The sequence below is a fragment of the Nocardioides sp. P86 genome (assembly GCF_023712465.1).
GTDB lineage: Bacteria > Actinomycetota > Actinomycetes > Propionibacteriales > Nocardioidaceae > Nocardioides > Nocardioides kribbensis.
In genome coordinates this window covers 148,124-160,701 of sequence record NZ_JAMAYE010000004.1, presented here as the reverse complement: position 1 = coordinate 160,701, position 12,578 = coordinate 148,124, and the positions used below count along the sequence as shown (strand labels likewise).

General features: G+C 74.2%; 12 protein-coding genes. All 12 read right to left on the bottom strand.

Annotated features, from left to right (window positions below):
- Positions 1 to 8: 8 nt before the first annotated feature.
- Entirely contained in the window at positions 9 to 1,523 is a 1,515-nt protein-coding gene (locus M3673_RS18440) for an FAD-dependent oxidoreductase (RefSeq protein ID WP_308196188.1), read from the bottom strand.
- A gap of 58 nt (positions 1,524 to 1,581) precedes the next feature.
- Entirely contained in the window at positions 1,582 to 2,388 is an 807-nt protein-coding gene (locus tag M3673_RS18435; RefSeq protein WP_251535482.1) for a class I SAM-dependent methyltransferase, read from the bottom strand.
- Positions 2,385 to 2,729 (bottom strand): lycopene cyclase domain-containing protein, encoded by a 345-nt coding sequence (locus M3673_RS18430; RefSeq protein WP_251535479.1) that lies wholly within the window; start codon positions 2,727 to 2,729, stop codon positions 2,385 to 2,387. Before M3673_RS18430 ends, M3673_RS18435 begins: the two co-directional genes overlap by 4 nt.
- The gene (locus M3673_RS18425) at positions 2,729 to 3,109 is read right to left on the bottom strand and encodes a lycopene cyclase domain-containing protein (RefSeq protein WP_056865840.1); all 381 of its coding nucleotides are present in this window, start codon (positions 3,107 to 3,109) and stop codon (positions 2,729 to 2,731) included. The genes M3673_RS18430 and M3673_RS18425 overlap by 1 nt, the downstream gene beginning before the upstream one ends.
- 155 nt (positions 3,110 to 3,264) lie before the next feature.
- Positions 3,265 to 4,011: an SRPBCC family protein gene (locus tag M3673_RS18420; RefSeq protein WP_251535477.1), complete on the bottom strand. Its 747-nt coding sequence runs from the start codon at positions 4,009 to 4,011 to the stop codon at positions 3,265 to 3,267.
- A 5-nt stretch (positions 4,012 to 4,016) separates the two neighbouring features.
- Positions 4,017 to 4,871, bottom strand: a complete 855-nt coding sequence (locus tag M3673_RS18415) for a xanthine dehydrogenase family protein subunit M (protein WP_056865838.1) — start codon at positions 4,869 to 4,871, stop codon at positions 4,017 to 4,019.
- Positions 4,868 to 7,372 (bottom strand): xanthine dehydrogenase family protein molybdopterin-binding subunit, encoded by a 2,505-nt coding sequence (locus tag M3673_RS18410; RefSeq protein ID WP_251535475.1) that lies wholly within the window; start codon positions 7,370 to 7,372, stop codon positions 4,868 to 4,870. Before M3673_RS18410 ends, M3673_RS18415 begins: the two co-directional genes overlap by 4 nt.
- Entirely contained in the window at positions 7,369 to 7,875 is a 507-nt protein-coding gene (locus tag M3673_RS18405; RefSeq protein WP_056865836.1) for a (2Fe-2S)-binding protein, read from the bottom strand. Before M3673_RS18405 ends, M3673_RS18410 begins: the two co-directional genes overlap by 4 nt.
- Positions 7,876 to 7,970: 95 nt before the next feature.
- Positions 7,971 to 9,212: a transcriptional regulator gene (locus M3673_RS18400; RefSeq protein WP_228942228.1), complete on the bottom strand. Its 1,242-nt coding sequence runs from the start codon at positions 9,210 to 9,212 to the stop codon at positions 7,971 to 7,973.
- A 135-nt stretch (positions 9,213 to 9,347) separates the two neighbouring features.
- Positions 9,348 to 10,496 carry an XdhC/CoxI family protein gene (locus M3673_RS18395; protein WP_193666201.1) on the bottom strand — a complete coding sequence of 383 codons (1,149 nt, stop codon included), beginning with the start codon at positions 10,494 to 10,496 and terminating at the stop codon, positions 9,348 to 9,350.
- A complete protein-coding gene (locus tag M3673_RS18390; protein ID WP_251535473.1) occupies positions 10,489 to 11,652 on the bottom strand; it encodes a VWA domain-containing protein in 1,164 nt (387 codons plus the stop codon). The genes M3673_RS18395 and M3673_RS18390 overlap by 8 nt, the downstream gene beginning before the upstream one ends.
- Positions 11,649 to 12,530: a MoxR family ATPase gene (locus tag M3673_RS18385; RefSeq protein ID WP_056865834.1), complete on the bottom strand. Its 882-nt coding sequence runs from the start codon at positions 12,528 to 12,530 to the stop codon at positions 11,649 to 11,651. Before M3673_RS18385 ends, M3673_RS18390 begins: the two co-directional genes overlap by 4 nt.
- Positions 12,531 to 12,578: the final 48 nt, after the last annotated feature.

The window sequence follows — 12,578 nt, the reverse complement described above, 5'->3', positions numbered from 1 at the left end:
GTCCCGCGTCAGCGGGCCACCCGGGCCAGGCCGCGGCGCAGCGCCGGCACGACCCGGTGGCGCCCGGTCACGGGCACGCTCCAGACGCCGTGCCCCGAGACCTCCCACCCGGCCAGCAGCGTGTCGGCGGCCTGCCACCCGGTGGTGGCGGCGCGCTCCATGAGCGCCACCGGCAGGGCGCAGCGCACACCGTCGCCGGCGAGCACGACGCGGGGGTCGGGGGTCACGACGCCCGGGCGCTCGGCCCACGGGTCGGTGCCGGCCATCGGGCAGTCCTCGCGCACGAGCCACTCCTCGTGCACGACGCCGGCGCCGTCGAGCTCGGGGTGCAGGCGCGCGAGCTCGGTGCGCAGCCGCGCGCGCAGGTCGGCGTCGTCGGTGCCGGCGGGCACGGCGTAGGCGTGCAGCTCGACCACGGACCCCGCGTGCCGTCGCGACCAGCGCGCCGCGCCCTCCTCGAAGAGCTCGAGCACCGAGACGTTGTCGAGGGGACCGAAGCCGCTGGTGGCCAGGAAGGGTGGGCTCCCCGCGGCGACGCGGCGGTCGAGCCACAGCCGCCACACGGCGAAGGACGGGGCCGAGGTCTGGGCGGCCAGCGCGCCGCGCCAGGTCGCGTCGCCGAGCCATCCGGCGTCGCCCACGAGCCGCTGCAGGGGGGCCCGGTCGGTGGCCAGGACCACTGCGTCGGCCGCGAGCTCCCCACCGTCGCCGGTGACCACGACGACCCGCCCGTCGGCTCCCTCGCGCAGGGCGGCGGCGGCGCAGGAGGTGCGCACGTCGACCCCGAGCCCGGCCAGGTGGCGTCCCAGGGGCGCCCACAGCGAGGTGTCGTAGTCGTCGGTCGGCACGTCGAAGAGCAGGCCCTCCGACGAGCCGAGGAAGTAGGCGTGGAACATCGCCACGAGCTCGCCGCCGGAGAAGTCGCGGGGGTCGGCGAAGAACGAGCGGGCGAAGACCTCCAGGGCGAGGTGCCGCGCGTCGTGGGGGAAGCGCAGCCGGTCGAGCACCTCGGCGGCGCTGATGCCGTCGTGCTCGACGAACGTGCGCGGGAAGGCGACGTCGAGCAGGCCCATCGCGGCGTGCACGTCGACGGCGGCGAGGTCGCGCAGGCGGAAGCTCGGCGAGCGCGCGACGAAGGCCATCATGTTCAGCGGCGGGGTCCGCGGGATGTCGCTGAAGGAGTCGGTGGGCCCGCCGGCCAGCACCAGCGGGTAGTCCTCGACCGCGCGCAGCCGCTCGAGCGCGGGGTCGGCGCGGCGCAGCAGCGCCCGCAGGTTGTAGTACTGCCGGAAGAAGGCGTGGAAGCCGCGGCTCATCGTGGTGGTGCCGCCGCCGGCCTCCACCGACCAGGACGCCACGCGTCCGCCGAGCTGCGGCGTCGACTCCAGCAGCGTCACGCGTACGCCGCGCTCGGCCAGCCCGGTCGCGGCGGCCAGGCCGGCGATGCCGCCGCCGACCACCACCACGTGGTGGCGACCCGCGTCGTCGGCGTCGTGCGGGCCGTCGACCGGCGGGTGCCACACGGCCCGAGGGTCGACGCCGGGGCGCCAGGCGCCGGTCGCACCGCTCGCGGCGGGCACGTCAGGCCGTCCCTGCGGCGCGGGGCCGGCGTCCGTGGAAGGTGTGCAGCACGTCCTTCTGCCAGCCCCCGAAGGTGCGGCTGCGCACCTGCTCGAGCCCGGCGGCGACCATGCGGCTGCGGAAGCGCTCGGCGCCGTCGAAGTCCACCACGCTGCGCCACAGGTAGCGGTAGATGCTGCTGCGGGGGGCGGTCAGCAGGCCCAGCGGCACGACCACGCCCCAGCACACGACGTCCCACTTGACCCGTCCCGAGCGGCTCTCCTCGACGCTGTACTCGTGCACCACGAGCGAACCGCCCGGCACGAGCAGGTCGCGCACCTGGGCGAGCAGCCGGTCGCGGGCGTCGACGTTGCGGAAGAGGTAGGCCGCGAACACCCCGTCGTAGCCCTCGACCGGGGCACCGCTCGGCGCACCGGGCGCCAGCGAGGCGGGCGTCAGCGTCTCGGCGTTGCCCTGGAGGAAGCGCACGGCACCGCGCCAGGGCTTGCGACGGGCCTGGGCGAGCATGCCCGCGGAGCCGTCGACGCCGAGCAGCTCGTAGTCGAGGCCGGCGTCGCGCAGCGCGGCCTCCAGGGCCGCGGTCGAGGCCCCCGAGCCGCAGCCGAGGTCGGCGAGGCGCACCGGCCGGTCGAGGTCGCGGGGCAGCGCGGCGACCAGCACGTCGGCCGACGCGCGCAGGTGGGCGTGGTAGCCCGGGTTGAGCGCGACCATGAGGTCGTAGGTCGAGGCGACGCCGTCGAAGGCGTCGGGCACCGCGTCGAGGTCGACCCCGGTGGTGCGGGAGCTGGCGGCGGTCGAGGGGGTCACGGGGTCTCCTGGAGGGACGGGGTGCGGGCGCGGCGGTCCTCGCTCTCGCCGAGGCGGAGCCAGACGAGCATGGTCAGGGTGACCATGCCGAAGCCGAAGGCGAAGTCCTCGACCGGGATGTCCCACGGGAAGCGGACGCCGGTCATCTCGGCCTCCTCGTAGAGCACGATCGGGTCGGAGAGCTTGGTCAGCCAGCCGTCGACGGGCACCTGGAAGCCCAGCACGATGAGCATGGCCAGCCAGTAGCGGGCGGTGCGGAAGACGCCGGTGCGCAGCCACAGCAGCTCGACCAGGACCACCACGAGCACCGACAGCACGGCGGGCACGGTGTAGAGCAGCATCAGCGCGCACCTCCGCGGTGCACGACCAGCGCCGCCTCGCGTAGCCCGGCCCCCGCGCGCAGGGCCCGCAGGCCCGCCAGCACGTTGCCGACGGCCTCCAGGGTCAGCAGGCCGCAGATCGGGATGACCACGAAGAAGGCCAGCTCCTCCAGCGGCATCGCGAAGGGCAGCAGGATGCCGGTGGTGAAGCGCTCGCTGTAGTCCCACATGCCGCTCTCGATGGCCAGGACGTCCCAGACGGAGTAGACGACCACCACGGGCAGCAGGGTGAGCAGGAGTCGTCGGGGCCGGCGCCAGACCCGCGCGCCGAGCACGAGCTCGAGCGGGAGGGTGATCAGCAGGCAGCCGGCCAGGACGAGCAGGTACTGGTACTGGTCCACGCGCTCCCCCGGGTCAGGGCGGCCGGCGGCCGCTGCTGCGACTCTAGAGGACCGCCGGGAACGCCCCGCACGCACGACGACGCCCTCCCCGCGGGTGCGGGGAGGGCGTCGGGTCGGTCGTGACGGGTGGGTCACGACGGGTGGGTCGTGGCGGGTCAGCGCCGCCCGAGGAGCCAGCGCAGGACCAGGAGCACCCCGAGGCCGGCCGCGGCCTGGCGCCAGTAGGTCCTGGCCAGGATCGGGATGACCGCGGCGCCCAGGTCGAGCGCGTCGTCCTGCGGCGGGGGCGCCGCGTGGCGCGGGACCGCCGAGACCGGCGCAGGGGCCGCGGGAGCCGCGGGCGCGCCCATGGCCGACGGGGCGCTGGTCTCCCCCGCCGGGGCCGAGGCCGCCGCCGGGTCCACGGGCGGGGCGGCCGCGGCCGACTGCGCCGCGACCTCCTCGCCCGACGGTCCGCTCAGCCGCTGCTCCAGGCAGCCCACGAACTGCCCGAGCAGCTTGTCGGAGACGTCCTGCATGACGCCGCGGCCGAACTGCGCCGGCTTGCCGGTGATCGCCAGGTCGGTGAGCACCTCCACGTCGGTCGACCCCGGGGTCTGCGACGAGGCCTGCATCGAGAGCTTGACCTTGGCGCCGGCCGTGCCGTTGCCGCGCTTGTCCTTGCCCTTCGCGTCGACGACGAACCGGTGGTCGGTGTCGTCCTTCTCCACGAAGGTGCCCGAGCCGTTGTAGACCAAGGCGATCGGGCCGAGCTTGACCTTGCAGGAGCCGGTGAAGGTGCTGTCCTCGACCGAGGTGACGGTGGCGCCGGGGAAGCACTCGGCCAGCCCCTGGATGTCCTGGAAGTGCGCCCAGGTCTCCTCGACGCCGGTGGGCACGGTGAAGCGGTGGGTGAGGTCCACGGGCCTCAGGCCCCCGCTGCCGCGAGCACCGCGCGGCGGGTCAGCACCGTGGCCAGGTGGCTGCGGTACGCCGCGTCGCCGTTGAGGTCGGAGGGCGGGTTGGCGCCCTCCGTGGCGTGGGCGGCGGCCGCCCGCACGGCCTCGTCGGTGGCCGGCTGCCCGCGCAGGGCGTCCTCCACCGCACGGGCGCGCAGCGGGGTCGAGCCCATGTTGGTCATGCCGACGCGGGCCTCGGTGATCACCCCGCCCTCGGCCTTGACCGTGGCCGCGATGGCCACGATCGGCCACTGGTGGGCCACGCGGACGAACTTCTCGTAGTGCGCGCCCCAGCCGGTGTGCTTGGGCACCCGCACCGCGGTGAGGATCTCGTCCTCGCCGATGGCGGTCTCGAAGAGGTCGACGAAGAAGTCGTCGGCCTCGACGGTGCGCGAGCCGTTCGGGCCCTGGATGACGAACTGCGCCCCCAGCGCGAGCGCCGGGGCGCCCAGGTCGCCGGCGGGGTCGGCGTGGGCCAGGGCCCCGCCGAAGGTGCCGCGGTGGCGGATCTGGAGGTCGGCCAGGTGCTCGACCGCGCGGTGGATGAGCAGCGCGTGCTCCTCCACCAGCGGGTCGTGCTCCACGACCGAGTGCTGGGTCATCGCGCCGATGCGGATCGCGTCGCCGTCGTCGGTGATCCCGCGCAGGGAGTCGATGCGGTTGAGGTCGATCACCATCTCGGGGGCGTTGAGCCGCATCCGCAGCACGGGGAGCAGGCTCTGGCCTCCGGCCAGGATCTTGGCGTCGTCACCGTGCTCGACGAGGGCCGCGACGGCCTCCTCGACGGTGGTGGGCGCCAGGTAGTCGAACTGTGCGGGGATCATGCGTCCGCTCCTCCGGTCGTGCGGTCGACGGTGCCTTCCATGCCGGTCGAGGGGTCGAAGTGCGGCGCGGCCGCACCGACCGTCTCGGCCTTCTGCCCACCTCGGGCGTCGTTGATGGCCTTCCACACGCGCTCCGGCGTGCACGGCATGCGCACGTCGTCGACGCCCAGCGGGCGCAGCGCGTCGACCACGGCGTTGACCACGGCCGGGGTGGAGGCGATCGTGCCGGCCTCGCCCACGCCCTTGGTGCCCAGCGTGTTGGTCGTCGCCGGGGAGGTGGTGTGGTCGAGGTCGAAGCTGATCGTGTCGGCCGCCGTCGGCAGCAGGTAGTCGACGAACGAGCCGGTCACCAGCGTGCCGGCGTCGTCGTAGACCGCCTCCTCCCACAGCGCCTGGGCGATGCCCTGCACCAGGCCGCCGTGCAGCTGGCCCTCGACGATGAGCGGGTTGATGATGTTGCCGATGTCGTCGCAGGCGGCGTACTTGCGCATCGTCACCTGGCCGGTCTCGGTGTCGACCTCCATCGCGCACAGGTGCGTGCCGTGGGGGTAGTTGAAGTTCACCGGGTCGAAGGTCGCGTCGGAGTCGAGCGAGGGCTCCACGCCGTCGGGCAGGTTGTGCGCCGCGAAGGTCGCCAGCGCCACCTCGGCCATGGCCAGGCCCTGGTCGGTGCCCTTGACGCTGAAGCGTCCGCCGGAGAACTCCAGGTCGTCCTCGGAGGCCTCCAGCAGGTGGGCCGCGATGACCTTGGCCTTGTCGATGACCTTGTCGGCGGCCTTGACGATGGCCTCGCCGCCGACGACCAGCGAGCGCGAGCCGTAGGTGTCGAGGCCCTTGTGGGCCACCTGGGTGTCGCCGTGCAGGATCTCGACGTCCTCGAAGGCCACCCCGAGGCGGTCGGCCACGATCTGGCTGAAGGCCGTTTCGTGGCCCTGGCCGTGGGCGGAGGCCCCGGTGAGCACCTCGACCTTGCCGGTGGGCAGCATCCGCACGCTGGCGTGCTCCCAGCCGCCGGCGCCGTAGTCGAGGGAGCCGAGCACCCGCGAGGGCGCCAGGCCGCACATCTCGGTGAAGGTCGACACGCCGATGCCGAGCTGGACCCGGTCGCCGGCCTCACGGCGCCGCTTCTGCTCCGCGCGCAGCTCGTCGTAGCCGAACATCGCCTTGGCGTTGGCCGTGGCGGCCTCGTAGTTGCCGGAGTCGTACTCCAGGCCGGCCACGGTCGTGAACGGGAACTCCTCGTGCTTGATCCAGTTCTTCTCACGCAGCTCGAAGGGGTCCACGCCCAGCTCGGCGGCGAGGTCGTCCATGATCCGCTCGATGCCGAAGGTGGCCTCCGGGCGCCCGGCGCCGCGGTAGGCGTCGGTCCAGGTCTTGTTGGTCAGCACGGTCTGGCAGTTGAACTGGTAGGCCGGGAACTTGTAGATCGCGTTGAACATGAAGGCGCCGAGCACGGGCACGCCGCCGCCGATCAGCGAGACGTGCGAGCCCAGGTCGGCCAGCAGCTCGACCTTGAGCCCGGTGACGGTGCCGTCCTTCTCGGCCGAGATGGTGAGCTTCTGCCACTGGTCGCGCCCGTGGTGGGCGGCCATCAGCGACTCCGAGCGGGTCTCGGTGTACTTGACCGGCTTGCCGAGGCGACGGGCCAGCAGGAAGGTGATGAACTCCTCCGGCGTCGTCTGCAGCTTGCCGCCGAAGCCGCCGCCCACGTCGGGGGCGATCACGCGGATCTTCGACTCCGAGACGCCGGTGACGGCGGCGAGCAGGAACTTGAGGATGTGCGGGATCTGGGTGGCCGACCACATGGTGATCTGCTCGCCCGTGGGGTCGACGACCGTGGAGCGCGGCTCCATGAAGGCCGGGATGAGGCGCTGCTGGCGGTACTCCCGCTCGAGCACGACGCCGTCGGTGCGCGCCTTGGCGATGGCCTCGTCGACGTTGCCACCGGTGCCGGCCTCGGCGGAGTCGAACTTCCAGAACGCCGACTTGTTGGTGCCCAGGTCGGGGTGCGCGAGCGCGCCGCCGTTCTCCGGGGTCGCCTCGGCGGCGGCCTTCAGCTCGAGGGCGGCGGGCAGCTCGTCGTAGTCGACGTCGACCAGCTCGGCGGCGTCGCGGGCCTCGGCGGCGCTGCGGGCCACCACGACGGCCACGATCTCGCCGGCGAACACGACCCGGTCGACGGCGATCGGCGGGTGGGCCGGCGCGACCTGGTCGGGGGTGATCGGCCAGGCGTTGGGCAGCGCGCCCTGCACGTCGGCGACGTCGGCGCCCGTGATCACGCTGACCACGTTGGGCGAGGCCTCGGCCGCGGACTTGTCGATGCCGGTGATCTTGGCGTGGGCGAAGGGGCTGCGGACCATGGCCACGTGGACCATGCCGGGCAGCACGATGTTGTCGGTCCACCGGGTGCGCCCGGTGATGAGGCGCTGGTCCTCCTTGCGGCGGCGGTCCCGCCCGATCTCCTTGGCGGCCTCGGCGGGACGCTCCTGGGTGGCGGTCACTGGGCACCTCCGGCGGCCTGGGTGACGGCGGAGCCGCCCGCGGCGCCCTGCGAGGCCGCGTGCTGCACCGACTTCACGATGTTGTGGTAGCCCGTGCACCGGCAGAGGTTGCCCTCGAGCCCGAGGCGGATCTCCTCCTCGCTCGGGTCGGGGTTGTCCTTGAGCAGGTCGACGCTCTGCATGATCATGCCCGGGGTGCAGAAGCCGCACTGGAGGCCGTGGCACTCGCGGAAGGCCTCCTGCACGGGGTGCAGCCGGCCGTCCTGGGCCAGGCCCTCGATCGTGGTGACCTCCGAGCCGTCGGCCTGCACGGCCAGGACGTTGCAGGACTTCACGCTGGTGCCGTCGAGGTGCACGGTGCAGGCGCCGCAGTTGCTGGTGTCGCAGCCGATGACGGTGCCGGTCTTGCCGAGCTTCTCGCGGAGGTACTGCACGAGCAGCATGCGCGGCTCGACGTCGTCGGCGACCGTGGCGCCGTCGACGGTGAGGTTGATCCGGGTCATGGACTCTCCCTGAGGGTGACTGTGGTGCGCATCACGCTAGGTCGGTCTGGTTGGTGCTGGGTTGGCCTCCGGCGGGCCGTCTCATCCGGGAGGGATCAGCCGTCGGCGGCGGCGAGGCGGCCCTTGAGCAGCGGCAGCGCGGGGTGGGGGCCGGGCTGCGCCGACAGCGCCGCCACGCAGCGCTCGACGACCTCGGTGTCGTAGGGCGCGAGCTCGCCGTAGCGCAGCACCGCGTCGGGCTGGGGGTCGGCCAGGAGGGCCTCGCGCAGGGCGACCGCGACGTACTCTCCCAGCTCGCTGAGGGCCGGGGAGTTGGTGCCGGGCAGCAGGTCGCCGCCGTAGGCGTCGACGGCGGCGCGGACCTGGCCGCGGCGCAGGAGGGCGAGCACCTGCTCGACGTCAGTGGCCACCGGCATCAGCAGCCGGTAGGGCCGCGAGGAGAGCTGCCCGCCCAGGGCGGCGCGCAGGTGGGAGACCTCCGCCTTGAGCGTGGAGAAGGTGACGGCCTGGTCTCCGTAGACCATCGCGTGCAGCTGCTCCAGCGACAGCCCACCGGGGTGCAGCGCCAGCAGCGCCAGCACCTCGGTCTGGCGGCGGTTGAGCAGCAGGCGCTGGCCGTCGAGGCGCGACTCGGCCGTGCCGAGCAGGGTCATCACCAGCCCGGGGTCGCCGGTCTCCTCCAGCAGGGCCGCGGCGGGGTCGTGGTGGGTGTGGGGCATCGCGCCCTCGATGAGGCGCGCCATCACGCGGGCGGTGGCCATGCCGATCGGGTGGGTGCGGTCCCAGGTGGTGGAGAGGTCGAGCACGCCGAGCTGGCGCCCGGTCACCGGGTCGTGCAGCGGGGCGGCCCAGCAGACCCAGTTGTGCACGATCGAGGCGTAGTGCTCGGCGCTGAAGACCATGCTGGGGGCGTCGAGGCGGTTGGCCAGGTCGAGGGCGTTGGTGCCGGCCGAGCGGTCGTCCCAGCGGGCGCCGGCGACGAAGTTGACGCTCTCGGCCTTGCGGCGCATCACCCGCCCGCCGTAGGTCCACAGGATCCGGGTCTCGGGGTCGGTGACCGCGACGACCAGGTCGCCGTCCTCGGCGGTGCGGCGCAGCTCGGACTCCACCCGCTCGACGGCGACGGCCAGCGGCGACTCGCGCCAGTAGGCCTCGGTCTCGCCCTCGTCGGCCAGGGGTGCCTCGGTGAGGTCCTTCGAGACCGCACGCGACGAGCGGGTCCAGCTGGTGAGGATCTCCGGGCGCACGAGGGCCTCGGCCTCGTCACCGCGCTCGACGAAGGAGGTCCAGGCGCGGACCGCGTCGTACCTGCGCGCCTGGAGGTCGCTGCCCGTCATGCCCACCCCTGACATCTCCGCCCGGCACGAGCCGGCATCCCGCCTGGTCCGGGCCCACGGTAGCACCGGACGGGTGATCGCGGTCACACCTGTTCACCTCGTCGTGACGGCCCGGGCACCGCCCCGGCCCGGGTCTCAGACCCCCAGCACGGGACGGTCGTGGTGGTGGATCCGGCCGTCGGTGCTCGCGAGCCGCTCACCGCTGCCGCCCCAGCGCCCGGCGATGATCTCGGCGGCGATGCTGATCGCGGTCTCCTCGGGGGTGCGGGCGCCCAGGTCGAGCCCGATCGGGCTGGAGAGCCGGGCGATCTCGGCCTCGGTGAGCCCCACCTCGCGCAGCCGCGCGAGGCGGTCGTCGTGGGTGCGGCGCGAGCCCATGGCCCCGACGTAGGCGACCTCGGGCAGGCGCAGGGCCACCTCGAGCAGCGGCACGTCGAACTTGGGGTCGTGGGTCAGCACGGCGAGCACGGTGCGCCCGTCGACGCGACCCGCCTCGTGCTCGGCGGTGAGGTAGCGGTGGGGCCAGTCCACGACGACCTCGTCGGCCTCGGGGAAGCGGCTGGCCGTGGCGAAGACGGGCCGGGCGTCGCAGACGGTGACGTGGTAGCCGAGGAACGCCCCGACCCGGGCCACGGCCGCGGCGAAGTCGATGGCGCCGAAGACGAGCATCCGCGGCTTGGGTGCGAAGGCCCACACGAAGACCCGCATGCCCTCGCCGCGGCGCTCCCCGTCGGGGCCGTAGCCGAGGACGGCGCTGGTGCCGGTGGCGAGCAGGCCGAGGGCGTCGTCGCGCACCGCGTCGTCGGCGCGCGGCGAGCCGATGCTGCCCGCGGCCAGTCCCTCGGTCTCGGGGCGCACCACGACGCGCCGCCCGCGCCACGCGGGGTCGGGGTGCTCGATGACGGTGGCGACGGCCACCGGCCGCCCCTGCGCGATGTCGTCGGCGATCTCGGCCAGCTCGGGGAAGGTCTCGCGGCTGACCTTCTCGACGTAGACGTCGAGGATGCCGCCGCAGGTCAGCCCGACGGCGAAGGCGTCGTCGTCGGAGACGCCGTAGCGCTCGAGCTGCGGGGCACCCGAGCCGACCACCTCCTGGGCCAGCTCGTAGACCGCGCCCTCGACGCAGCCGCCGGAGACCGAGCCCACCGCCGAGGCGTCGGGGCCCACCAGCATCGAGGCGCCGGGCGGGCGCGGCGCCGACTGGAAGGTCGCGACGACGGTGGCCACGCCGACGGTCTCGCCGGCCTCCCACCACTCCATCAGCTCGGGCAGCACCTCACGCACGACCGATCACCTCGCACAGCTCCGTGTAGGTCGCCAGCGAGTGGCCGGCGACGAAGTCGTCGACGTGCGGCAGCACGGCCAGCACGCCCTGTTGCACCGGCGCGTAGCCGGCCTTGCCGCGGTGGGGGTTGACCCACACCACACGGTGGGCGACGCGGTGCAGCCGCTCCACCTGCTCGGCCAGCAGCGCGGGGTCGCCGCGCTCCCAGCCGTCGCTGAAGACGACCACGACGGCCCCGCGGGCCATGCCGCGCTGGCCCCAGCGGTCGAGGAAGAGCCGCAGCGACTCCCCCAGCCGGGTGCCGCCCGACCAGTCGGGCACCGTCTCGCCGGCGGCGACCAGCGCCCGCTCGGGGTCGCGCAGCCGCATGGCCCGGGTCAGGTGGGTCAGCCGGGTGCCGACGGTGAAGGTCTCCACCGACCCCGCGCGCCCGGCCGCGTCGGCGGTGGCCAGGGTGATGCGGTGGGCCAGGCGCAGCAGCGCGTCGGCGTAGCCGCTCATCGACCCCGACACGTCGACGAGCAGCACCACGCGCCGCGGGCGGGTGGCGCGGCGGCGCCACGCGATCTCCGAGGGCTCCCCCATGCGGCGCAGGCTGGCGCGCAGCGTGCGGGCCGCGTCGACGTCGCCGCGGTGCCACCCCTGGTGCCGTGGCGTACGCCGCCGCGGCGGGCGCACCCGCAGGGTGGCGAACATCGCCGCGAGCCGGGCCTTCTCGTGGTGGGTCATGCCGGCCACGTCGCGCTGGCGGAGCACCTCGGTGTCGCTGGCCATCGCGCGCACCAGGTCGGCGTCGGCCTCGGAGCCCGCCCCGCCCGCGGCGTCGGACTCCGGCAGCTGCGACGCGGTCGGGGCGGTCGGCGGGGTGGGCACCGTGCGGGGCAGACCGTCGCGGGCGTTGAACCACGCCTCGAAGACCTGGTCGAAGCGCACCAGGTCGTCAGGTCCGGCGCACAGCGTGGCCCGGCCGGCCCACCGGGTGGCGTCGACGTCGTCGAGCCCGACCACCGACGCGGCGGCGAGGAAGGTCTGGGCGCGGTCGGAGGTGACCCCGACCCCCGCGGCGCGCAGCGCCCGGGTGAAGGCCAGCAGGATCTCGTCGGCCCCGTGACCGGCCTCGGCGGGGGCCTCCCGGGTGTCGGCCGGCACGCTCACGCCGTGAGCACCCGGTCGAGCGCGTGACGCACGCGCTCGGCGTCCTCGCGGTACTTCACCAGGGCGCCCAGCGTGCGGGCGGCGGTCTCCAGGTCGAGGTGCTCGGCACCGAGGTGCTCCAGCGCGCGCGCCCAGTCGAGCGTCTCCGCGACGCCCGGCGGCTTCTGCAGCGAGCCGCCCTCGCGCAGCTGCTGCACCAGGGTCACCACCTGCCGGGCCAGGGTCTCCGACACCTCGGGCGCGCGGGAGCGCACGATCTCCACCTCGCGCTCCAGGCCCGGGTGGTCGATCCAGTGGTAGAGGCAGCGCCGCTTGAGGGCGTCGTGGAGCTCGCGGGTGCGGTTGGAGGTGAGCACCACGATCGGCGGGGTCGCCGCCGCGACGGTGCCGAGCTCGGGGATCGAGACCTGGTAGGTCGAGAGCACCTCGAGCAGGAAGGCCTCGAACTCGTCGTCGGCGCGGTCGACCTCGTCGACCAGCAGCACGGCCGGGCTCTGCTGGAGGGCCGCGAGCACGGGGCGGGCGAGCAGGAAGCGCTCGTCGTACAGGCTCTTCTCGGCCTCCTCGGCGTCGGCGCCGCCGGCGGCCTCGAGGGCGCGCAGGTGGAGGATCTGGCGGGGGAAGTCCCAGTCGTAGAGCGCCTGGGTGGCGTCGATGCCCTCGTAGCACTGCAGCCGCACGAGGGGCAGGTCGAGGGTCTGCGCGAGCGCCTCGGCCAGCGCGGTCTTGCCCGTGCCGGGCTCGCCCTCGAGCAGCAGCGGGCGCTCCATGCGCAGGGCGAGGAAGGCGACGGTGGCGAGGTCGTCGTCGCAGAGGTAGCCCGTCGAGCCCAGCAGCGTCGCGACGTCGGACGGGCTCGCGGGAGGGGTCGGCTGCATCGGCCCACCGTAGACGGGGCGGTGTTGGTCCCGGGTTGGCCGGAGGAG

Excerpts from the sequence above, each read along its gene's own strand:
- M3673_RS18430 (WP_251535479.1), bottom strand. The coding sequence starts at position 2,729 with ATGCTGCTCTACACCGTGCCCGCCGTGCTGTCGGTGCTCGTGGTGGTC.
- M3673_RS18415 (WP_056865838.1), bottom strand. The coding sequence starts at position 4,871 with ATGATCCCCGCACAGTTCGACTACCTGGCGCCCACCACCGTCGAGGAG.
- M3673_RS18405 (WP_056865836.1), bottom strand. The coding sequence starts at position 7,875 with ATGACCCGGATCAACCTCACCGTCGACGGCGCCACGGTCGCCGACGAC.
- M3673_RS18400 (WP_228942228.1), bottom strand. The coding sequence starts at position 9,212 with ATGACGGGCAGCGACCTCCAGGCGCGCAGGTACGACGCGGTCCGCGCC.
- M3673_RS18385 (WP_056865834.1), bottom strand. The coding sequence starts at position 12,530 with ATGCAGCCGACCCCTCCCGCGAGCCCGTCCGACGTCGCGACGCTGCTG.